Consider the following 21,159-nt stretch of genomic DNA (forward strand, 5'->3'; position numbering starts at 1 on the left):
TAAATCTGATGTAAAATGATTCATAGGGAAGACCTCTTTCTTGTGAGTTGGTTGTGGTGACTTAATTCTACAAGAAAGGTCTTCCTTTTTGCTATTTATCTATTTACACAAGATATTTTACGCTCTCCCCAAAACCATTTTATGTTATGTTTTATTACATTTTTATGTTGTAATCTATGACTTCTTTGCTTATAATCAACATATCATTTGAAATCACTGTTTTATGTCAATAAAACTAACATTAGGAGTGGGATATATGAAGAAAAAACTGGTACTCATCGGCAATGGGATGGCTGGAGTTGCTTGTATAGAATCCTTACTGAAATTAGCTCCCAACAAATATGACATCACGATATTTGGCTCCGAACCTTATCCGAACTATAACCGAATTATGCTCTCTTCCGTTCTAGCCGGAGATTCCGAAATGAAAGATATCATTATTAATGATTGGGACTGGTATAAAGAGAACAACATTACACTCCATGCAGGACATACCGTCAGCCAGATCGATACAAACCGTAAGATGGTCCACACAGACAGCGGTATGAGCACAGCTTATGACGATCTCATTATCGCGACCGGTTCTCTTCCTTTCATGCTTCCGCTTCCAGGAGCTGACAAGGAAGGAGTTATCGCTTTCCGGGACATTAAGGACTGCGAAACGATGATTGTCACATCTAAAATGTACAAAAAAGCCGTTGTCATCGGCGGCGGACTTCTGGGACTAGAAGCGGCACGCGGCTTGCTTAATTTGAACATGGATGTATCTGTCGTTCATATACAGAATTATTTAATGGAAAGACAGCTGGACCCAACCGCTTCCATCATGCTGCAGCGTGAGTTGGAAAACCAAGGGATGAAATTCTTACTTGAGAAAAACACCGATTCGATTCTTGGAAAAAATCGTGTCACCGGTGTGAAGTTCAAGGACGGCACCGTCGTCGACGCCGATCTGGTTGTGATGGCTGTCGGCATTCGCCCGAATATTGAATTGGCAAAAAAAGCCGGCGTGGAAATCTCCCGCGGAATCGTCGTTAACGATTACTTGGAAACAAACATCCCCAATGTGTATGCATTAGGAGAATGTGCCGAGCATAACGGCATTGCATACGGCTTAGTCGCTCCATTGTATGAGCAGGGCTATGTGCTGGCCAAACGTTTAGCTGGAGTAGAGACCGACGGCTATCACGGCTCTGTCGTGTCGACGAAGCTGAAGGTGTCAGGTGTCAATGTATTCTCCTGCGGCCAATTTACCGATCAATCCGATACACGTTCCGTTCGAGTGCAGGACGATTTCGCAGGCGTTTATAAGAAAATTGTTATTAAAGACGGTAAAATCATCGGCAGTGTTCTCTTCGGAGATACGAGTGAAAGCACACAAATTTTATCGATGGTTCGCAGCGGCAAAGACATTTCGGGCAAAGAAAAGGAAGTGCTGCTCGGGGAAGGAAGCTCGAAAGGCGGCATGTCCGATGTGGAGATTGTTGCATCGATGGCAGATGATGAGATCATCTGCGGATGTAACGGGGTCACGAAAGGGACCATCATCTCTGCCATTCATGAAAAAGGATTAAGCAGTGTGAATGAGGTGAAAGCATGCACGAAAGCTTCTGGAAGCTGCGGCGGCTGTAAAAATCTCGTTGAAGGCCTTCTCACCCATACCTTAGGGGCTGACGGCGTCAAAACCGCAGCTGAAGGAATTTGCGGCTGTACAACACTCAATCGGGAACAAATCGTAGAAGCGATTCAAACGATGAAATTGACGACCAGCAAAGAGGTTATGCACGTGCTGGAATGGTCCAATATAGAAGGCTGCAGCAAATGCCGACCTGCCCTGAACTACTACTTGGGCATGGTATGGCCGGATGAGCACAAGGATGAAGCCGAATCCCGCTTCGTCAATGAACGAAACCACGCTAATATTCAAAAAGACGGCACCTACTCCGTCGTTCCGAGAATTTACGGCGGTGTGACAACGGCCGAGCAATTGAAACGGATTGCCGATGTCGCTGTGAAATACAACGTCGAAATGGTGAAAATTACGGGCGGACAGCGCATCGACTTATTCGGCATCACGAAGGAAGACCTGCCGAAGGTATGGGAGGACCTCGATATGCCTTCCGGTTACGCATACGGTAAAGCGCTGAGAACGGTAAAAACGTGTGTAGGTTCCACATGGTGCCGCTTCGGTACGCAGGATTCCATCCAGATGGGTATCGAAATGGAGAAGAAATTCGAACGGTTAAATACACCGGCGAAAATCAAAATGGCTGTATCCGGATGCCCTCGGAACTGTGCCGAAGCTACGATCAAAGATTTAGGCGTTGTGGCAATTGACGGAGGCTGGGAAATTCACGTAGCCGGTAACGGCGGTACACATGTGAGAGCAGCGGATCTGCTCGTGAAGGTAAAAACGCAGGAGGAAGTGCTGGAGTGGACGGGCGCCTACTTCCAATATTACCGGGAAACAGCGAATTATAACGAAAGAACATCCAAGTGGCTGGACCGCGTCGGACTAGACAACGTGAAAAAAGCGCTGGAACGCAAGGAAGACCGCGAGGCACTGGTCAGCCGCATCGAGCATACGCTCAGCTTAACGAAGGATCCGTGGAAAGAAATTCTAGGGAATGAAGAGCTTCGCAAATCGTTTGAGTCTTTGCCGGTTACAATTGAATCCTAAGGAGGCATGCAAGATGAGAGTATTAGCTGGAAACATTAACGATATTCAAGGAAAACGCTCCAGAACCGTACGCGTCGGCGATATGGAGATCGCCCTGTTCAAGCTGTCTAACGGTGGCATCCGTGCCATCGAAAACCGCTGTCCGCATAAAGGCGGTAAACTGTCAGAGGGGATTGTGAGCGAACATTTTGTATTTTGTCCGCTGCATGACTGGAAAATAAACATGGATGACGGCAAGGTGCAGGCTCCGGATGATGGCTGTATCTTAACGTATCCTACCGATGTTGATTCTGTTACAGGCGACATCTATATTCATATTGAAGAAATAAAAAATCATCAAGCATCTTAGCAAGCAGAGAGATGAGGGGTTAGAAGATGCACGGATTAGAAGGCAAAAGGGTGGCCGTCACCGGCCCCCGCCGTTCTGATCAGCTCAGCAAGCTGATCGAAAAAATGGGCGGTATTCCCATCATTCGCCCGGCACAGGGTACCGTTTATTTAGAGGGTTCCGATGTCAGTGTGCAAATCGCCGATTTTATGAAAGGCGACTTTGACTGGCTCATATTAACGACGGGCATTGGTACCGATCTGCTGTGCAAGCATGCGGAGAGTGCAGGCCTGCTCGAGCCCTTCCTAGAAAAGCTGAAACAACTAAAAGTTGCCGCCAGAGGCTACAAAACAGTAAATCTAGTGAAAAGGCTCGGTATTGAGCCCACCGTCCGAGATGATGATGGAACGACAAGCGGTATCATTCGCGCGATGGCAGACTTCGAGCTCAGCGGATGCAGGATTGCCATCCAAAACTACGGCGACTCTTTGCCGCATTTAACCGAGTGGTTGAGCAGCAGGGGCGCGACATATGAAGAGCTGCTTCCTTATCGGCACGTGCCTCCTGAACAGGAAACTTTATCTTTGCTTATTTCCGAAATGCTGAATGGCAGCATCGATGCCGTTGCCTTTACAAGCACACCTCAGGTCAAATTTTTGTTCCAATATGCCCAAGAAACGGGCCAAGCGGACCAGCTGCTTCATGCATTCCATGGTCCTGTCGTTGCGCTGGCCGTCGGCAAGGTAACGGCAGAAGCACTCCGTTCACAGGGAGTGCAGCGAATACTTGCCCCAGAGGAACAGCGGATGGGCAGCATGGTGCACCTTTTAGCTGATTATTATGCGCAGGGCGGATCAACAGCTCAATAAAGGAGTGAGGACATTTGACTTATGTGAAACCGACTCAAGTCGTAGAAAATATGGTACAAACCGGGGCTGCAAAAGCTAGTCTCTCGATCTGGCAGATGCTGCTCAGAGGATTCATTGCAGGAGCCATTCTCGCATACGCCACCACATTGGCCTTTACGGCTACTTCCCAAACAGGGCTCGGCATTGTAGGGGCTATCATATTCCCCGTCGGCTTTGTCATGATTATTTTACTCGGCTTTGAACTTGTGACCGGCAGCTTCGCACTTATTCCACTCGCCGTCCTAGAGAAAAAAGCTACAGTAGTTCAAATGATCAGCAACTTCTTTTGGGTCATTGTGGGGCATGTTCTCGGCTGCCTGTTCTACGCTGTACTGTACTATGCAACCACTACGAATATGGGGCATGTAGATGACAGCGTCTTAGCCACCATGATCGCAGGGATAGCAGAATCAAAAACACTCAGCTATTCAGCGCTAGGCGCCAGCGGACTCCTCCTTGTCTTCATCAAGGCGATACTCTGCAACTGGATGGTCACACTCGGTGCGGTATTGCCGATGACCACGCAGTCAACGCTGGGCAAAATCGTAGCCATGTGGCTTCCGATCATGGCGTTCTTTGCACAAGGCTTTGAGCATGCTGTGGTAAACATGTTCGTCATTCCTGCAGGCATGATGTTCGGTGCAGATGTCACAGTAGGCGACTGGTGGCTCTGGAACCAAATTCCTGTACTGCTCGGCAATCTGGTCGGCGGCTTTACGATGACTGGCTTGTTCCTCTACTTGGCACACTTGAAAAAGGGCAGTACGCTCCCTGTCACCTCGAACGAGAAAACCGCGATGGCCGCTGTGAATGCTAAGTAATTTGAAGATGAGGAACAAACCATAATAGGTGCTTGGCACAGGGGTTGGGATGATACCTTCCTGAACTTGATTGGAGAGGCGTGATTTATGTAATATAGTAATCATGACAGGCAAGCATAGGAGTGGAAATGATGCACATTCCGGTTCTAAAGGAACTAGAAGACGGCACGACACAATTGTTCATGCTCGATTTAGAAGACGTCATCTACATTCGTTTGGAAAAGCGCAACATTCTCTACCACACGCTAGATGATCGGTATTGGCATATCTCCACCCTCTCCGACTGGGAAGAGCACCTGGGCCCCTATGGATTTGAGCTCACGGACAAAACAAATTTGGTCAATTTCAAACGAATTAAGACCATGGATCCTTCTCAAGGGAAGCTCTACTTCGACGAGCATCCGGACGAACACAGCAAATTCGCGACGATTGCATTTATTAAGCAGAAAATGTATGAACACGAAATCGCAAGAAGGATTGCTCTCAATACGGATAAAAGCCTTGAAATGAAGCTGGATCGGGCGGGAAACCCTTCGCGAAGCGATCCGCACAAGGACTACAATTAAATCATCTGCTTGGGATTGCAGTGAAATTCCTAAGTGTAGCAAAAAGCCTTCTTCGGGAGTTGTCCGAAGAAGGCTTTTGGTTATTTGGGCCGATGATACTAGGCTTCCGGATGAATAGGCGGTCTTCCAATCGAATGATAGATGAAGCCATTCTCCTGCATCGTTTTCGGTGAAAAAATGTTACGTCCGTCAATGACAACCGGCATGTTCATCAGCTTCCGCATTTGCTTAGGATCCATCGAAACCACTTGTTCCCATTCCGTCAAAATAAGGGCGGCATCTGCGTTTAGAATCGTGTCGTACGGTTCCTCCACATATTCAATCTGATCTCCGAAATGCACCACGGCTTCTTTGGCGGCGATCGGATCATACGCTTTAATTTTCGCCCCTTCTCTAAGCAGTGCCGGAATAATTTGCAGTGACGGCGCATCCCGCATATCATCTGTATTCGGCTTGAAGGCCAGTCCTAGCACGGCGATCGTTCTGCCGCGAAGCGAGCCCAGCACTTCCTTCACCTTATCGACAACGACCAGGCGCTGCTGGTCATTGGTCCGAATGACGGATTTCATAAGATGGAAGTCATACCCCGCGGATTCTGCAATATGTACGAGCGCATGCGTATCCTTTGGGAAACAGGATCCGCCATAGCCGATGCCCGCATTCAAAAATCTCGAGCCAATCCGGCTGTCCAGTCCCATTCCTCTTGATACCTCGGTCACATCGGCGCCAACACGTTCACAAATGTTGGCTACCGCGTTAATGAACGAGATTTTTGTGGCCAAAAATGCATTCGAGGCGTATTTGATCATTTCCGCACTTTCGAGCGTCGTAATCACAATCTCTGTATTGAACGGCTTGTGGAGTTCAGCAATAATCGAAGCGGCCTTCTCGCTCGTCGCTCCGATGACCGCCCGTTCCATATTCATGCAGTCCTTTAATGCCGAACCTTCTCTAAGAAACTCAGGATTAGAAACGACGTCAAAAGTCACATGGGGATTGCTTAAGTGGCTTTGAATCATTCGCTGTACAAGCTTGCCCGTCCCTACAGGCACCGTGCTTTTATTCACGACAACCTTATAATCGTTCAAATGCTGGCCGATCGTTTTGGCCGCTTCCGTGACAAACCTTAAATCGGCGGCGCCTGTCACAGACATCGGCGTTCCCACCGCGATATAGATAATGTCCGAGCTGCGAATCGCGCCGGGAATATCCGTTGTGAAGGAGAGTCTGCCAAGCTGCGTATTTTTCTTGACTACTTCTTCCAAGCCTGGCTCATAGATCGGGATGAATCCCTGCTTCAGCTTTTCAATTTTATTCGAATCGATATCACAGCAGATCACTTCATTTCCAATATCCGCAAAGCTTGTTCCCGATACGAGTCCAACATAGCCTGTACCGATCACTGTTATTTTCTTCATATATAGTTCGAACCTTTCATCCTCATGATATATTGCAACTCGTTTATCCTTTTCGCTGCCTGCAGGTGCTTTCCGGTCTAGGAATTCGCAGCAACGATCGAACGCAGGTAATCCAGCACATCGCCGCGCAAGTCATCCCGCTGCAGGGCAAAGTCGACGGTCGCTTGGATAAATCCGAATTTGTTGCCGACATCATACCGGCTGCCCTCAAAACAATAAGCATATACGGGTTGCTTTTCGTTCAAAACATTAATCGCATCGGTCAGCTGGATTTCGCCCCCCGCTCCCGGCGACTGATGTTCAAGGATATCGAATATGTCCGGTGTCAAAATATACCTTCCCAAAATCGCATAATTGGACGGAGCTTGATCTGCCGGCGGCTTCTCCACCAAATGCTGAATTTGCATCGTTTTACCGTCCGCTTCGATCGACTTCGGTGAAATAATACCGTATTTAGAAACATCCGCAGGAGCCACCAACTGAACTCCGACAAGCGCTGTCTGTATTTTTTGATACACCTCGATTAACTGCCCGATACAAGGCTGCTCCGCCTGAACAATATCATCTCCAAGAAGAACCGCGAAGGAATCTTGACCGATAAATTTACGTGCACACCAGATTGCATGCCCCAAACCGAGCGGCTCTTTTTGACGGATATAATGAATATTCGCCATTTCCGATATCGCCCGAATTTGTTCCAATTCTTCCTGCTTCCCTTTCTGCTCCAGCACTTCCTCCAGCTCGAACGATTTGTCAAAATGATCCTCGATCGCTCGTTTTCCTCGACCGCTGACGATCAATATATCTTCAATGCCAGCCGCTACCGCTTCTTCGATAATATATTGAATCGTCGGCTTATCGACGATCGGGAGCATCTCCTTCGGCTGTGCCTTCGTTGCCGGTAAAAACCGAGTGCCCAGTCCCGCGGCGGGGATGATCGCTTTTTTGATCTCCACCTGCACTCCTCCTGTTCCCTATCTCCGTCTTGTCAACCTAAGGATATTTTAACATAGACAAAAACCGACTGAAAGCAGGCTTGTATCCATAAATCTTCCAAAAGACGCGGTTCGGCTTCGACAAGATTCCTTCTTTCGCAGGCACGATCCCTAATCCTTTGGTTCGATAATGAGTTCATATGCGCATAGGATGGGTGTGGGTCATACCTCCGGGACTCCCTTGCAGCCGTATTCTTTTCGTTAAAATTTATGGTTATAACACGTCTACAAAAAGTCGCTCCTCCGGCATGACCCACACCTTTTATTCCACGTTAAAGCAATATATTCATCAAATGATGATCCCAAAGTTTTGCTTCTAATCTTTAAACAAAACAGGAGACCGCATGATCTATGTCTGATGGTTATGATTTGACAATCGCCTGATTGCAGGCGGACACAAAAGCGTGAGCCACTGCTTGAAGCACATCGTAATCGGTCACTTGACCCCGGTACCTATTGCCGTTTCGGCGTACGGTCACGATGGCCTCTCCCTTCGCGGCCTCACCGGAAGACAACGAATAGATCTCCAAATCCTCGAATTCAATATCGTCTGGGTACGCCTGCCGAATACATTGCACAAGTGCATGAACCGGTCCTTCAGCAACCATCTCATACTGCTGCTCTTCCTTCTTCACCTGATCAAATAAGGTGACTCTTGCGGCATTGTGCTGATCATTTACGCGCTGAACATGCCACTGCCTCATGACAATCGGTTCGACAACGACGTCGGCCACCGTACCTGCGATGGCTGCCAGTTCCGTATCCGAAACGGTCTTCTGCCGATCCGCCGTCTCTTTAAACCGTTCATACACTTCATTCAGCTGCCCTTCATCCAGCGGAATACCCAGCTCTGCGATCCGATGCTTGATCGCATGTCTGCCGGAATGCTTGCCAAGCACGATCATGTTTCTAGGAATACCCAGCGCTTCGGGGTCCATAATTTCGTACGTATTGCGATTTTTCAGAAGCCCATCCTGATGGATTCCTGCTTCGTGCTGGAACGCGTTGCGCCCCACAATCGGTTTATTGTGAGCAATCGGAAAATGCATCATGCGGCTGACCATGCGGGAAGTGTCATACAGCTGTGAAACATCAATTCTCGTTTCTGCTTCTAATGCTTCCTTCCTCGTCTCAATGGCCATAACGAGTTCCTCCAGCGAACAATTCCCTGCACGTTCACCGATACCGCCTACCGTCACTTCGATTTGATCGGCTCCTGCGCGAATCGCTGCTAAGCTGTTCGCTACCGCCAGTCCCAGATCGTTATGACAGTGTGCGCTGAACCGGACCCGGTCCGCTCCACGCACCCCTTCACGCAGCCTGCGAATAAACGCCCCGAATTCTTCCGGCAGCGCATAGCCAACCGTATCCGGAATATTCAAGATCGTCGCTCCTTCGGAGATAGCCGTCTCCAGCATTTCCATTAAGAATGCTTCATCGGAGCGAGTCGCATCCATCGGTGAAAATTCAATCTCATCCACGAACTGCTTCGCATAAGCGATCTTCTCCCGAGTCATCGCCAGCACCTCGTCGCGCGTCTTGCGAAGCTGATACTGCAGATGAATGTCCGAAGAGGAGATAAAGATATGCAATCTGCGTCTAGCTGCATCCTTCGTTGCTTCAACCGCCCGATCAATATCTCCTTTCACAGCGCGGGCAAACCCGCAAATCTCCACATGCTGCAGCTCTCTGCAAATCTGCTGCACCGCCTCGAATTCTCCTTGACTGGATACAGGAAATCCAGGCTCGATCACATCAATTCCTAAACGGCCTAATTGCCTGGCCAGCACGATCTTCTGCTCCGGCGTAATCGAAGCGCCCGGTGCCTGCTCCCCGTCCCTTAACGTCGTATCGAATATTTGAATATGCCTTTTATTCATAACCAGCACTCCTCTTATCATTATTTTTAGCGCCCGCAGCAAACCAAAAAACCTGCCGCCTCTATTTGTATAGAGACGACAGGCTCACCTATCGCGGTACCACTCTACTTGGCTTGCCCATACTGAACAAACCCACCTCGTGCATGACCGATCCACTTCACTTCCTCACGGCCATCAGCCCTTTATCGGGGGCCAATCGGTGAAAGGTACAAATTGCTGCGTTCCCTTCCACTGCTCCCGGGCGAGTTCAGGTTCCTTCCCGCCGCATTTCACCGATGCTGCGGCTCTCTGTCAGGTGAAGGAATTCCCTACTGCTCCCGTTCTTCGCTTAGCTCTATATGTGTTTGAGATCGTAATTTTACACTGACTTATTCGTACTTGAAGCCTTTCATATGAACACATGCTCCGGAATCATGCGTTCATCATCCCATCAAGGTGAATCTCAGCTGCATAAGATTACTCCGAATACTTTGATGGGGTCCAAAAACTAAAAAGCCTGCCATCTCTGAAATATCAGAGACGACAGGCTGCTATACCTACCGCGGTACCACTCTGGTTGGCTGATTTACAGCCCCCTTAAGCCAAAGAATGCATTCATGACTGCATCCTTCGCAAGACCTGATCACGGAGTCCATCCCGTCAGCATGTACTGCTCTTCCATGCCGCCGCTCCCGGGCGAGATTCACAAAGACCACATGCTGCGTTGCACCAAGCCGCAGCTCTCTGAGATGTGCGCCTTTCCTACTGCTCCCGTTCTTCGCGTTTCGTTATCATGCAATTAGAGTGATTTGAAATGTATCTTAATATACACGGAAGCAATTGTCAATTCTTTTTCCTGCCCAAATTCACAAATGGGTTTATCCTTTTACCGCACCTGCGACGACGCCCTTCACGATATATTTTTGCAGGAAGATAAACGCCACAATCGAAGGCAGCACCGCCATGACCATCGCTGTCATCGCATACTGCCAGTCGGACGTATACTGCCCAACAAAGGTATATGCGGCTAATGTCAGCGTCTTCGTATCCGGCGAGCCATTCACCATGAGCAGCGGCAGCAGGAAATCGTTCCAGATCCACATCACATCAATGATAATAATGGTTGCTGTGACCGATTTAAGCAGCGGGAAAATCACCCAGAAGAACAAGCGGAAACCGGAAGCACCATCGATCGATGCGCTCTCGTCAATCTCCTTCGGAATCCCTTTAACAAAGCCGTGGTAGATAAATACGGCAAGCGGTGCGCCGAATCCCCAATACAGAAGTCCGAGACCCCAGGTGCTTTCTGACAAATTCAAGTCTTTAGCAAACTGCAGCACCGTCAGCATGATCGATTGAAACGGAATGAGCATCGGCATAATACATAAGAAATAGATGATTTTACTTGCAGTCGATTTGGTCCTGGCCAGCTTATAAGCCGCGATAGAGGAAACGAATACGATTCCGATGAGTCCAAGACCCGTGATGACAATATTGTTCATAAACAGCTTCGGATAATCAATAAACGACCACACATAGGAGTAGTTATCGAAGACAAGCTCTTTTGGCAGTGTGATGACGTCCCTCATCACTTCGCCGAAGCTTTTCAGCGAGTTGTTGACCGCTAGAAACAACGGATACAGAAACAGCAGCGACAACAATACCATAACAATCTCAAGCAGCAGCTTGGACCAATGAATTCGAGAACATTTCGATGCAGTTTTCATTAGGCTTCGACCTCCCTGCGTTTAAAGATAGCCAGCTGAATAATGGTAATGATTAATACAGCAACAAACAGAATCAGCGCTTTGGCCGTTCCATAACCGTACAAATTGTTCTGGAACGTGTCTCGATAAATGTCATAAGCGACACTGTACGTCGTTCCACCAGGTCCCCCTCCGGTTAAGGACAAGATGACATCGAACACTTTGATCGAATTGGTCAGCGCCATGAAGACGGAAATCGTAATCGACGGAGCGAGCAGCGGCAGCGTAATGCTGAAGAAGCGGCGGAATCTCGAAGCGCCGTCTACGGTAGCAGCCTCCATCAGATCATCGGGTATAGACTGCAGACCCGCAATATAGATCACCATATAAAACCCGATCGACTGCCATATGGAAACAGCTAAGATAGAAATGAAGGCAAGCCCCGGTTCTCCCAGCCAGCTCCAATTAAAAATTTCCCAGCCCGTGCTTTCATACAGCGATTCAAAGCCCTGCATAAAGATAAACTTCCAAATAAAGCCCACGATAACCAAGCTGAGGATATACGGCACGAAAAAGGCTGCTCTCAGCCACGAGGACGTTCTCAGCTTCATGCTGAGGATCACCGCCAGCAAAATCGCCAAAACGTTCACAATAATGATGTACAGCACCGAATACTTAATCGTGAACCATGACGCGTCCATGAAGTTGGCGTCCCCTGTAAAAATTTGTTTGAAATTGTCGAGACCTATGAATTTCGGTTCTGACGATATCCCGTTCCACTCGGTCAGAGAGTAGCGGGCGGTCATTCCGAAAGGAATGTAGAAAGCGATCGCAATACAGATCAGCACCGGCAGCGTAAACAAGGCGAACTCGAGCTTGCCTCTCCCTTTTTTGCCTAGTCCTTTTAACATCTTTTCCCTGCACCCCTTTTTCTTGTCGTCTATGTCGAATTTAATTAAACTATAGAGTGATTATATAAAAGGCCTTAGGTCATAAAAATGGATTTAACCAATCAGTTAAGGGTAAAATCGTGGACTCACCCGCCAGAAAGCAGGTAAACGACATGTTCCAACGTATACGCAGAGCGCTCTCCGCCCTTTTCGAGCGTGTGTCCGGAGGATTAGCGAACAAGCTTATTCTGCTGTTCTCATCCATTATCATTTTGGTTGTCGTCTCCCTGACGATGATTTCATACATGATGCTGCAGCAGGAATCGAGCAAGCACATTATTGAAAGCACTTCCAACAATTTAATGCTGGTAAACAAAAATATGGAAGATTACTTATCCAGAATGGAATCACTGTCGCTTCCGCAAACCGAGTATGATGAACTGACTTATTCTATCATGCATGAATCCAGCGATTACGCTTCTCGAATGTATTTGGAGGATTTTCTGCGCAATCTGTTTTTCTCTAGAGACGATATCGAAGCCATTGTGATGTATATGACGGGAACGAGGGGGTACTATTATTTAACGAAGGAAAATAACGATATTATCGTACGGAAGGGCGCAGAAGCCGACATCGAACACTTGTCATGGTATAAAGAAGCGATGGACAGCTCCCATAACCGATCCTACCAGTCACTGATCGTGCCTGACGCGGAAGTTGGATATCCTGTCCAAGTCGGGCAGAGCTTCATGGCCTATCATCGAGTATACCGCTCCATCGTGACCCGAGAGCCGCAGGCTGTGCTATCCCTTTATTTCAACTCCAGTGTCATCGATGAAATCGTGAAGGATGTCCCTTTCCAGGACGGCCAGCATCTCTTGTTTCTCAGTCCGCGGCAGATGCCGTTCTACGCGGACGATATGACATTTTACAATGAGTTAAACCGCGAAGGCATTTGGGAGGAGCTGCAAAACGCCGAAAGCGGGCGCTTGACCTGGAACAACGGCGCACAGCGTTATTTGATCATACATGACAGCGGTCAGCAGGAGGGCTGGAAGCTGGTCAAGCCGGTGCCTTATGATCAAATCTATGAATCTGCAAGACAGACGCGGAATTTCAGCCTTGTGATCGGTGCGATATTTCTTGTCGTCGGCGTTGTACTCGTCAGTCTGCTAACCCGTGCCATTACGAAGCCGCTCATTCATCTATCCCAGCAGATGAACCGTTTTAGCAAAGGCGATTTTGATACAAGGGCGGCTGTGAAAGGCCGAGACGAGGTGACGCTGCTGTCGCGCCATTTCAATCAAATGGTAGAACGGACGAATCAATGGATCAATGAACGGTACAAGCTGAAGCTGGCGCAAAAGAATGCGATGCTGAAAGCACTGGAATCCGAAATCAATCCGCATTTTCTATATAATGCGCTTCAAGCCATCTCGACCAAAGCGCTGAAGCACAACAATCTCGATATCGCAGACATGGTGGATGCACTGGCTCTGACGCTTCGCTACTGCATCAGCGGCAAGGAAATGGTGCTCGCCAGAGACGAGCTGCAGCATATTGAACGCTACCTATCGATTCAAAAAGCAAGATTCGGCAGCAGACTGAATGTACAATATGATTGGGACCCGTCGCTGCTCGAGCTGTCTATTCCAAAGCTGTCCATACAGACCTTGGTCGAGAATTCGATCAAGCATGGACTGGAGCGAGTATCCGAAGAGGTCGAAATCCTCATCTTGTCCGAGAGGAACGAACAGCACGCGCTCATCACTGTACGGGACAACGGAAAAGGGTTCACCGCCGAGCAGCTGGAAGAGGTCATTCGATCCTTCCATCATGAGTGGGATGAACGTGACGGCCATGGCGGCATTGGGCTTGTCAATCTGAATGCCAGGCTAAAGCTCCGGTATGGGGAGGCTGCCGGATTAACCATTCGTTCGGACAGCGGCAGCACAGATGTAACCATGATCATACCTATGGGGGGAACTGGAAATGTACAAGCTGTTAATGATTGATGACGAGGAACCGGTCCGAGAAGCCATTCGGATTCTTGGGGATTGGGCATCTGCAGGGATCACCGAAATATTTGAAGCCAAACATGGCAGAGAAGCTCTGGAGCTGCTGGAGCGCCATTCGATCGACATCGCTCTCATCGATATGAAAATGCCGGAAATGAGCGGGCTTGAATTCCTGCAGCAGATTGAGCAGACGAATCCGGAACTGCTCACCATCGTGATCAGCGGCTATAATGACTTCGAATATACTCGGCAGGCGATCCGTTCCAAGGTCGTCGATTATTTGCTCAAACCGATCAACCGTCAAGAATTGAACAATGCTTTGAGGAAAGCGACCGATCTTCTAGGGGCCAAGCATCAGGAGGAGCATGAGTTCATCAACCGCAATATCGCGTTAAACTTGTCCCTCCCAAAGCTGAAGGAAAAAGTGTATTGGTCCTATATTGACCGATCCCAAGCGAAGCATACGAATGAAGCCGTCCTCTCCTTGATCGGCGCGGACCATTCCAGTGTTCGTTATTTGGCCTGCGTAGTTCGGCTCATGAATATGGAGCAGGTGAAGAAAAAACGGTTTAACGGGGACTCGGAGCTTCTGCGCTTTTCCGCAACCAATGTACTAAGCGAAACATCAGGCGGGAGCTTCACTGCATTCAGCTTCGTCAATCCGAAACGGGAACATGAACTGATCATTGTGCTTACGGTTACCGGCGGTCTCGAGCAGGACGTTATGTATTACGCCTATCATGGCGTGAACAAGTCGGTGCAAACTTTGCATTCGCTGTTCGGTCTAACAGCCGTAGCAGGATTAGGCTTCCAAGCCCCTGCCTTGGACGGGCTGGCGGATTCCTACGATACAGCCTGCCGATCTGTTCTAAGCGCCAACTTGCTCCGTTTAAAGCATGATAACAGTACAGTACTGCCCGCAAAGCCAGAATCACCGCAGCAGAGACATTTGCATCATGAAAAACTGCTGCTGTCCATCGCGAGTACAATACAGAAGCTGCGCGGAGCCATGGAAGCGGGCAATTCCGCATTGGCGGCATCCGTCATCGATGAACAATTGAAGAGCTGGCATGCCGGAGGCCAATTAACGATCGGCGAAGCCGAAAGAATTTTGTCCAAGTTCGTTATCATGCTGAATGATATTTGCTTAGAGCTGGGAGTGGAGTCAGAGAAGCTGCCTGTTGGCGGCCAGAACCCGCTTCTCTTCATGCAGATCAGTTCGGACTATGCTTCTTTCGAACAGTTTGGTCAGCTGCTGCAGGATGTGCTGGACTATTACGTGCAATGCGTACGTTCCGCCAACAATGCCAGCTATCCATTTCGAATCGAGCAGATCAAGGAGTATATCGACAATCATTATTTCGAAGATATTAAAATATCGATGTTCTCGGACAAATATTTCTTAAGCCGCGAGTATTTGATGAAATTATTCAAATCCGAATACGGGTACGGCATTTATGAATATGTGCTCAAGGTAAGAATGGACAAAGCGAGAGAGCTTCTGTCCAATCCCGATCTAAAAATCCAGGATATTTCGGAGCTTCTCGGATACAAGGACAAAAACTATTTCAGCAAAGCGTTCCGCAATTATTTTGCGATGTCTCCCTCCGAATACCGGCATGCACTTCAAAAGGATGGGAATACAGTGAACTAAAGTGGGGTAAAATCACTTTTTTACCCTAAACTCTTCACTTAAATGCATTTTTATCGGTGCTCCGTTTGATTAGAATTAGCATCAAGAAAAGAAATAACACACATAAAGACTGGGGGACTGACAAAATGTTTAAAAAGAAACTTCTGCTTTCGCTTTGCTGCATTCTCATCGTCGGCATGCTGGCGGCTTGTGGATCAAACAACAACAATAATTCTAGTACTGAAGGAACTGAAAGCGGTTCCGGCGAGAAAGTAACCATTAATATGTTCACGGCTTCTCCGGAATATACAGATGCTTACAATGCTTTTATCGAAGAATATAAAAAGATAAAGCCTAACGTAACCATCAACCTCGAAATTATGCAGGCTGACTACAATACGATTTTGAAATCCAAAATTGCATCCGGCAGTGTACCGGACGTATTTCAATCGGCTGCAGGCGGAGATATTGACACGTTCGCGGAATACAGCGCAGATTTGACGAATGAACCGCTTGCAGGTGTGATGACCGATGCGATCAAGACAGACATGACCTCTTCCGACGGACGGGTGCTCGGCTTGCCGATCAAGGGCAATTTGATGAGCATGATCTACAACAAAGATCTGTTGAATGAAGCAGGCATTACAGAAGTACCAAAAACAATGGCTGAACTTGAAGCTGCGATTGAGAAGCTGGAAGCGAAAGGCATTACACCGTTTGCCAATGCGTATAAAGAATGGTGGGTATGGAAGCACATCTTCCAGAACTTCCTGAATGCTGCTGCAGAAGATGCAGGGATCGAAACGAAGGAGCTTGTAAACCAATTTATCGCAGGTGAAACTACATTTAAGGATCATCCGGTGCTGTACGATAATTTCTTCAAATTCATCGACCTGACGATCGAACACGGAACCAACAAGCCGTTAGAGCGCGACAGCAATGCGCAAATCAGTGATTTCGCAACCGGTGAGGCTGCATTCATGACAGGTAAAGGCGCATGGGATGAAGAGGCGATTAAGAAAATTACGCCGGATATGCAAATCGGCATTATGGGCTATCCTGTAAGCGATAAAGCGGATCAAGCACTGCTTGTAACGGGTGCCGACCAAGCGCTGCGGATTTACAAAGACTCCCCAGTGCTTGAGGAAACGCTTGAATTCTTCAACTGGCTGTACACTTCGGAATACGGTCAACAGTGGTTCTCTTCCGTAGCGAAGGTGATTCCTCCAATCGAAGGTGCGCCGCTTCCTGAGCTGGATATGCCGAAGCAAATGGTTGAGACACTGGAAACTGAAAAATCGGGCGAGCTGTCCATCAACTATTCTTTGGATACGTTCCATCAAAAGTTCGGCGAACTGATGCAGGCTTATATCGGTGAAAGCAAAACCAAAGATGAAGCGATCGACGAAATTCAAAAAGCGTGGATTCAATTCGGCGCCGCACAATAATCCAATAGGATGTAAAAAAAAACGCAGCTTACGCACATTCGTGCGAGCTGCGTTTTACATTTTCATCGATTTACGGATTCGTCGACCACAGTCCGGCCGATTTGATGAATACACGAGGATGCAGCTTCAATTGAGAGACGATAAATTCCGCTAAATCCTCCGGCTGCATAACCTTTTCCGGATTACCGTCGGTCAAGTTTTCTTTATAAGCCAATTCCGTTGCCACGGTACTCGGTGTGAGTGCAGTGACACGAATGTTATGCTTGCGTACTTCAAGAGCTAACGATTCCGTCAATCCCAACAAACCAAATTTAGAGGCGCTGTAGGCGCTCGTTGCAGGAGCTCCTTTTTGCCCAGCGGTCGAGGAGATGTTAATGATATCCCCGCCGTTTTTCTCAATCAACTGCGGCAAAACGGCACGGGTTACATAATAGACACCCATCAAATTGATGTCAATCATGCTTTTCCATTGTTCCGGCGTCAGCTCTAAGAACTTGCCGAATTTGCCGGTGCCCGCGTTGTTGATCAGAATATCGGCTGGTCCCAGCTCCTTCGTCAGCTGCTGCACAGCAAGATCGACCTGTTCCATGGAGGCGACATCCGCCGTCGCATAAGCGGCTTTCACGCCATGCTCTGCCACTTCTTGGGCCACTTGGATTAAATCCGATTCAGTCCGAGCGAGCAGCCCCACATGAACACCTTCCTGAGCCAATGCGATCGCTGTGGCTTTGCCAATCCCTTTTCCCGCACCCGTTACAAAAGCAATTTTTCCTTTTAACGACTGTGCCATAAAGCAATCACTCCTTCTACTCTTATGTATGGTCTCAGGTATCATATTATCGTTTCAGGTGCCCCAAAGTCAAAATACATAGGGAGCATCATCTCTTAAACCTACGCACGGTTTCTGCGACGTCCCCGCTTTCGCAAATGGCCGAGATGACCGCCACGCCATCTGCCCCCGCTTCGAGCGGTTCCTGAAAATTGTGTTCTGTAATTCCGCCTATCGCCACGATGGGCAGATCCGGCGCCCTCTCCGCAGCTTGACGCAAAAATACGGTTCCGGCCGGCTTCTTCGCATCATCCTTGGATTTCGTTGCAAAGATCGGACCAATGCCTACGTAATCCGCCTGGTATGAGATCGCTTCTTCCAGCTCATGCATCGAGTGAACGGAAACGCCCACAATCTTATCGCTGCCCATCTTTTGGCGAACCTCCGGTAAAGCAGCATCCTCCTGCCCCACATGAACGCCGTCCGCATCTAATTTCAATGCGAGATCGATATCGTCATTGACGATAAAAGGCACGCCGTATGAACGGCACCGCTGCTGACACTCCCGCGCGAAGCTTTCGTATGCTTGCCCCTTCAGCGCACCGCTTCCCTTTTCCCTGAATTGAAACATCGTGATTCCCGCATCAAGCGCCTGCTCCAAGATTGAAAGCGGTTCTCGAAGCTTGACATGGGTAGAGCCCATAATGAAATAAACTCGCAGCTGTTCACGCTTCAATGACTGTCACCTCGCTCTCCCCATGATAGCGGCGATAAGCAAAGTGATTCGTCGGACCGTGGCCATGCCCCAGCTCCAGGCTGTGCTCAATCGCCAGCTGTACGTATTTTTTCGCGGTGATGATCGATTTCTTCGTATCTATTCCCTGCCCCAAGCATGCTGTCAATGCTGCCGAGAACGTACATCCCGTACCATGCGTGTGACGAGTCTGAATCCGGCGGCTCTGCATCATGAATGAACGGCCATCGGCGAAATACACCCGATCTGCGGCAATGTGTGAATCGCTCCAATGTCCACCTTTCATCACCAAGCATGCTGTACCGAGTGAGAGAATCCTGCGAGCTGCTTCCTCGATATGTTCCGCCGTCTGAATCCTCATCCCACTAAGGACTTCAGCTTCGGGCAGATTAGGCGTAATAACAGCTGCAAGCGGCAGCAGGTCATCCTTCAGCGCCTTCACGGCATCCTCTTGGAGCAGACTGGCACCGCCTTTGGCAATCATGACAGGATCGACGACGAGCTGAATAGATTGAGCCTGTAATACGTTCGCAACGGCCCGAATAATTTCCGCCGAGAACAGCATGCCTGTCTTGACCGCCCGAACCGGCAAATCCTCTAATACCGTTTCTAATTGCTGGCGTACAAACTCGGGACTCGCTGGGAATATCCCGCTTACCCCCAGCGTGTTCTGTGCGGTGAGGGCGGTAATCACCGACGTTCCGAAGACGCCTAGTTCTTGGAAGGTTTTCAGATCAGCTTGAATGCCCGCTCCACCGCCGCTGTCCGAGCCCGCAATCGTCATCACGACTTCCATCAGAACATCTCTCCCTGCGAGCGTGCATGCAGCTCATCCAAGACAGCAGACTGGAATGCGCCGAGTCCAGAAGCTCTGAGGTAAGCTGCTTCCGCGATTTGCTTATAGCAGGATAACAATGCCGACAAGTTCTCGAAATGATTGCCGCCCAAAGCAATCACTGCCGCACACATTGCACTGAGCAGACAGCCGGTTCCTGTTACTTCGGTCATCTGCTTGTGGCCGCCACGAATCCAGCGCTCCTCTGTTCCATCCGTAATAAAATCTTGTTCCCCCGTCACGATGAAGATGCAGTTGTATTGGCGAGCGGCCTGCTTAGCGGCAGATGGCACATCCAGTGAACCGTCCCCGCTGTCCACGCCCTTTTGCTGCCAGTCCTCCTTAGCAATTGCGGCCAGCTCTCCAATATTGCAGCGGACCACCGTAAATTTCACTTTATCCAGTAACGCGAATACCGTTTCCTTACGGTAATCCGTTGCTCCTGCACCTACAGGGTCCAGTACAACTGGAATATTAAGCTCGCCCGCACGTACACCCGCTTTCATCATCGCGGCGAATGTGTTGCTGTTAAGTGTTCCGATGTTGATCGATAAAGCGGACGCAAGCTGAACCATGCTCTCCACTTCATCTTCACCGTCGGCCATTACCGGAGAAGCCCCAATCGCTAATAATCCATTGGCTTGGAAGTTGGCTACCACATAATTGGTAATACAGTGAATCAGTGGATTTTGCTTACGAATTTGCTGCAAAATCATAAACTTCCACCTCTTTTCCCCAGTCTTCTAACGTCCAGGCCATCTCCCAGAACTTCCATTCGTAATAGCAGCTCTTCTTGAAATGCTGCTTCAACACCGTTCTTTTGGATGCCATCGATGGATCGGCGAACCGGTTCATCATATCGATCTGAACGAGTACGGAAGCCTCGTACTCTCTGCTGCTGTACAGCTGAATCCAATCCTCGTACAGCGAAACACCCGGTCGAGCATTCTTGTAATATTGACCGACTTCTAAATAGAGCCATGGACACGGCAATATCGCTGCGAAGGCTTCGCTAACATCCCCATTGTGTATAGCGCTGTACATATGGCTGACATAGTTGTAAGACGCCGGCGCCGCCTCAAACCCTTCGAATTCTTGTTCTGTCACGTTTAACTCTTGGAAGACGGAACGGTGCAGCTCTAGCTCCGCTTCGGTAATATATTTGGCCGTATTTAAGAAATAAATAAGATCCTCCTGCGACTCCGCTTTGGCTGCCGCCATTGCTAATACTTTGGCATAATGCTTCAAATAAAACGCATCCTGCATCATGTAAAAACGAAACTTTTCCAGCGGCAGTGTACCGTCCGCGATCCCCTTGACGAAAGGATGATCGATGCTTGCTTTCCAGTACAAATCGGTCTCTTTTCTAACTTCCTCACAAAAAGTCATACTGCACAGCCTCCCATGATTTGATGGGCGCAAGGAAAGAAATAGCCCTTTTATCGATTGCAGCGAGAAGTTCGCACTGCGTGATAAAAGGGCGCCTCATGAATCGATGGCTGACATAAGGTGTGTGCGTTTGAACATAAAA

General features: G+C 48.7%; 18 protein-coding genes and 2 other annotated features. Of the genes, 8 read left to right on the forward strand and 10 right to left on the reverse strand.

Annotated features, from left to right (window positions below; genetic code table 11):
- The first annotated feature begins 256 nt into the window (after window positions 1-256).
- From nirB to ACFPXP_RS11695, 5 genes are all read left to right on the forward strand, one after another.
- Entirely contained in the window at window positions 257-2,680 is a 2,424-nt protein-coding gene (gene nirB, locus ACFPXP_RS11675; protein WP_379894394.1) for a nitrite reductase large subunit NirB, read from the forward strand.
- Between the two features lie 13 nt (window positions 2,681-2,693).
- Window positions 2,694-3,029, forward strand: a complete 336-nt coding sequence (nirD, locus tag ACFPXP_RS11680; RefSeq protein WP_379894395.1) for a nitrite reductase small subunit NirD — start codon at window positions 2,694-2,696, stop codon at window positions 3,027-3,029.
- Between the two features lie 26 nt (window positions 3,030-3,055).
- On the forward strand, window positions 3,056-3,877 hold the full coding sequence (locus ACFPXP_RS11685) for a uroporphyrinogen-III synthase (protein ID WP_379894396.1): 822 nt from the start codon (window positions 3,056-3,058) through the stop codon (window positions 3,875-3,877).
- 14 nt (window positions 3,878-3,891) lie between these two features.
- Window positions 3,892-4,737, forward strand: coding sequence for a formate/nitrite transporter family protein (locus ACFPXP_RS11690; protein ID WP_379894397.1), 846 nt, complete (start codon window positions 3,892-3,894; stop codon window positions 4,735-4,737).
- Window positions 4,738-4,865: 128 nt separating this feature from the next.
- The gene (locus ACFPXP_RS11695; protein WP_379894398.1) at window positions 4,866-5,303 is read left to right on the forward strand and encodes a LytTR family DNA-binding domain-containing protein; all 438 of its coding nucleotides are present in this window, start codon (window positions 4,866-4,868) and stop codon (window positions 5,301-5,303) included.
- A gap of 98 nt (window positions 5,304-5,401) precedes the next feature.
- Here the strand turns inward: ACFPXP_RS11695 and tuaD are convergent, their stop codons facing one another.
- The 5 genes from tuaD to ACFPXP_RS11720 all read right to left on the reverse strand — a co-directional run bounded on the left by tuaD (window position 5,402) and on the right by ACFPXP_RS11720 (window position 12,192).
- Entirely contained in the window at window positions 5,402-6,721 is a 1,320-nt protein-coding gene (gene tuaD, locus ACFPXP_RS11700) for a UDP-glucose 6-dehydrogenase TuaD (RefSeq protein ID WP_379894400.1), read from the reverse strand.
- Between the two features lie 77 nt (window positions 6,722-6,798).
- Window positions 6,799-7,677: a UTP--glucose-1-phosphate uridylyltransferase GalU gene (galU, locus tag ACFPXP_RS11705; protein ID WP_379894401.1), complete on the reverse strand. Its 879-nt coding sequence runs from the start codon at window positions 7,675-7,677 to the stop codon at window positions 6,799-6,801.
- A 401-nt stretch (window positions 7,678-8,078) separates the two neighbouring features.
- Entirely contained in the window at window positions 8,079-9,596 is a 1,518-nt protein-coding gene (locus ACFPXP_RS11710; protein ID WP_379894402.1) for a 2-isopropylmalate synthase, read from the reverse strand.
- A gap of 68 nt (window positions 9,597-9,664) precedes the next feature.
- Window positions 9,665-9,930, reverse strand: a binding site (T-box leader).
- A gap of 178 nt (window positions 9,931-10,108) precedes the next feature.
- Window positions 10,109-10,363: a binding site (T-box leader), on the reverse strand.
- Between the two features lie 90 nt (window positions 10,364-10,453).
- Window positions 10,454-11,302, reverse strand: coding sequence for a carbohydrate ABC transporter permease (locus tag ACFPXP_RS11715; RefSeq protein ID WP_379894403.1), 849 nt, complete (start codon window positions 11,300-11,302; stop codon window positions 10,454-10,456).
- The gene (locus ACFPXP_RS11720; RefSeq protein WP_379894404.1) at window positions 11,302-12,192 is read right to left on the reverse strand and encodes a carbohydrate ABC transporter permease; all 891 of its coding nucleotides are present in this window, start codon (window positions 12,190-12,192) and stop codon (window positions 11,302-11,304) included. The genes ACFPXP_RS11715 and ACFPXP_RS11720 overlap by 1 nt, the downstream gene beginning before the upstream one ends.
- A gap of 152 nt (window positions 12,193-12,344) precedes the next feature.
- On the opposite strand from ACFPXP_RS11720, the gene ACFPXP_RS11725 reads away from it, so the two are divergent.
- From ACFPXP_RS11725 to ACFPXP_RS11735, 3 genes are all read left to right on the forward strand, one after another.
- The gene (locus ACFPXP_RS11725) at window positions 12,345-14,186 is read left to right on the forward strand and encodes a sensor histidine kinase (protein WP_379894405.1); all 1,842 of its coding nucleotides are present in this window, start codon (window positions 12,345-12,347) and stop codon (window positions 14,184-14,186) included.
- Window positions 14,164-15,843: a response regulator gene (locus ACFPXP_RS11730; protein WP_379894406.1), complete on the forward strand. Its 1,680-nt coding sequence runs from the start codon at window positions 14,164-14,166 to the stop codon at window positions 15,841-15,843. The genes ACFPXP_RS11725 and ACFPXP_RS11730 overlap by 23 nt, the downstream gene beginning before the upstream one ends.
- Window positions 15,844-15,968: 125 nt before the next feature.
- The gene (locus ACFPXP_RS11735) at window positions 15,969-17,270 is read left to right on the forward strand and encodes an extracellular solute-binding protein (RefSeq protein ID WP_379894407.1); all 1,302 of its coding nucleotides are present in this window, start codon (window positions 15,969-15,971) and stop codon (window positions 17,268-17,270) included.
- A gap of 70 nt (window positions 17,271-17,340) precedes the next feature.
- Here the strand turns inward: ACFPXP_RS11735 and ACFPXP_RS11740 are convergent, their stop codons facing one another.
- From ACFPXP_RS11740 to tenA, 5 genes are all read right to left on the reverse strand, one after another.
- Entirely contained in the window at window positions 17,341-18,060 is a 720-nt protein-coding gene (locus tag ACFPXP_RS11740) for a 3-ketoacyl-ACP reductase (protein ID WP_379894408.1), read from the reverse strand.
- 88 nt (window positions 18,061-18,148) lie between these two features.
- Window positions 18,149-18,775: a thiamine phosphate synthase gene (gene thiE, locus ACFPXP_RS11745; RefSeq protein WP_379894409.1), complete on the reverse strand. Its 627-nt coding sequence runs from the start codon at window positions 18,773-18,775 to the stop codon at window positions 18,149-18,151.
- The gene (thiD, locus tag ACFPXP_RS11750; protein WP_379894410.1) at window positions 18,765-19,589 is read right to left on the reverse strand and encodes a bifunctional hydroxymethylpyrimidine kinase/phosphomethylpyrimidine kinase; all 825 of its coding nucleotides are present in this window, start codon (window positions 19,587-19,589) and stop codon (window positions 18,765-18,767) included. The genes thiE and thiD overlap by 11 nt, the downstream gene beginning before the upstream one ends.
- Window positions 19,589-20,344, reverse strand: coding sequence for a hydroxyethylthiazole kinase (gene thiM / locus ACFPXP_RS11755; protein WP_379894411.1), 756 nt, complete (start codon window positions 20,342-20,344; stop codon window positions 19,589-19,591). The genes thiD and thiM overlap by 1 nt, the downstream gene beginning before the upstream one ends.
- On the reverse strand, window positions 20,322-21,017 hold the full coding sequence (tenA, locus tag ACFPXP_RS11760; protein WP_379894412.1) for a thiaminase II: 696 nt from the start codon (window positions 21,015-21,017) through the stop codon (window positions 20,322-20,324). The genes thiM and tenA overlap by 23 nt, the downstream gene beginning before the upstream one ends.
- Window positions 21,018-21,159: the final 142 nt, after the last annotated feature.

It is taken from the genome of Marinicrinis lubricantis (assembly GCF_042658665.1).
Classification (GTDB): Bacteria; Bacillota; Bacilli; order Paenibacillales; family KCTC-33676; genus Marinicrinis; species Marinicrinis lubricantis.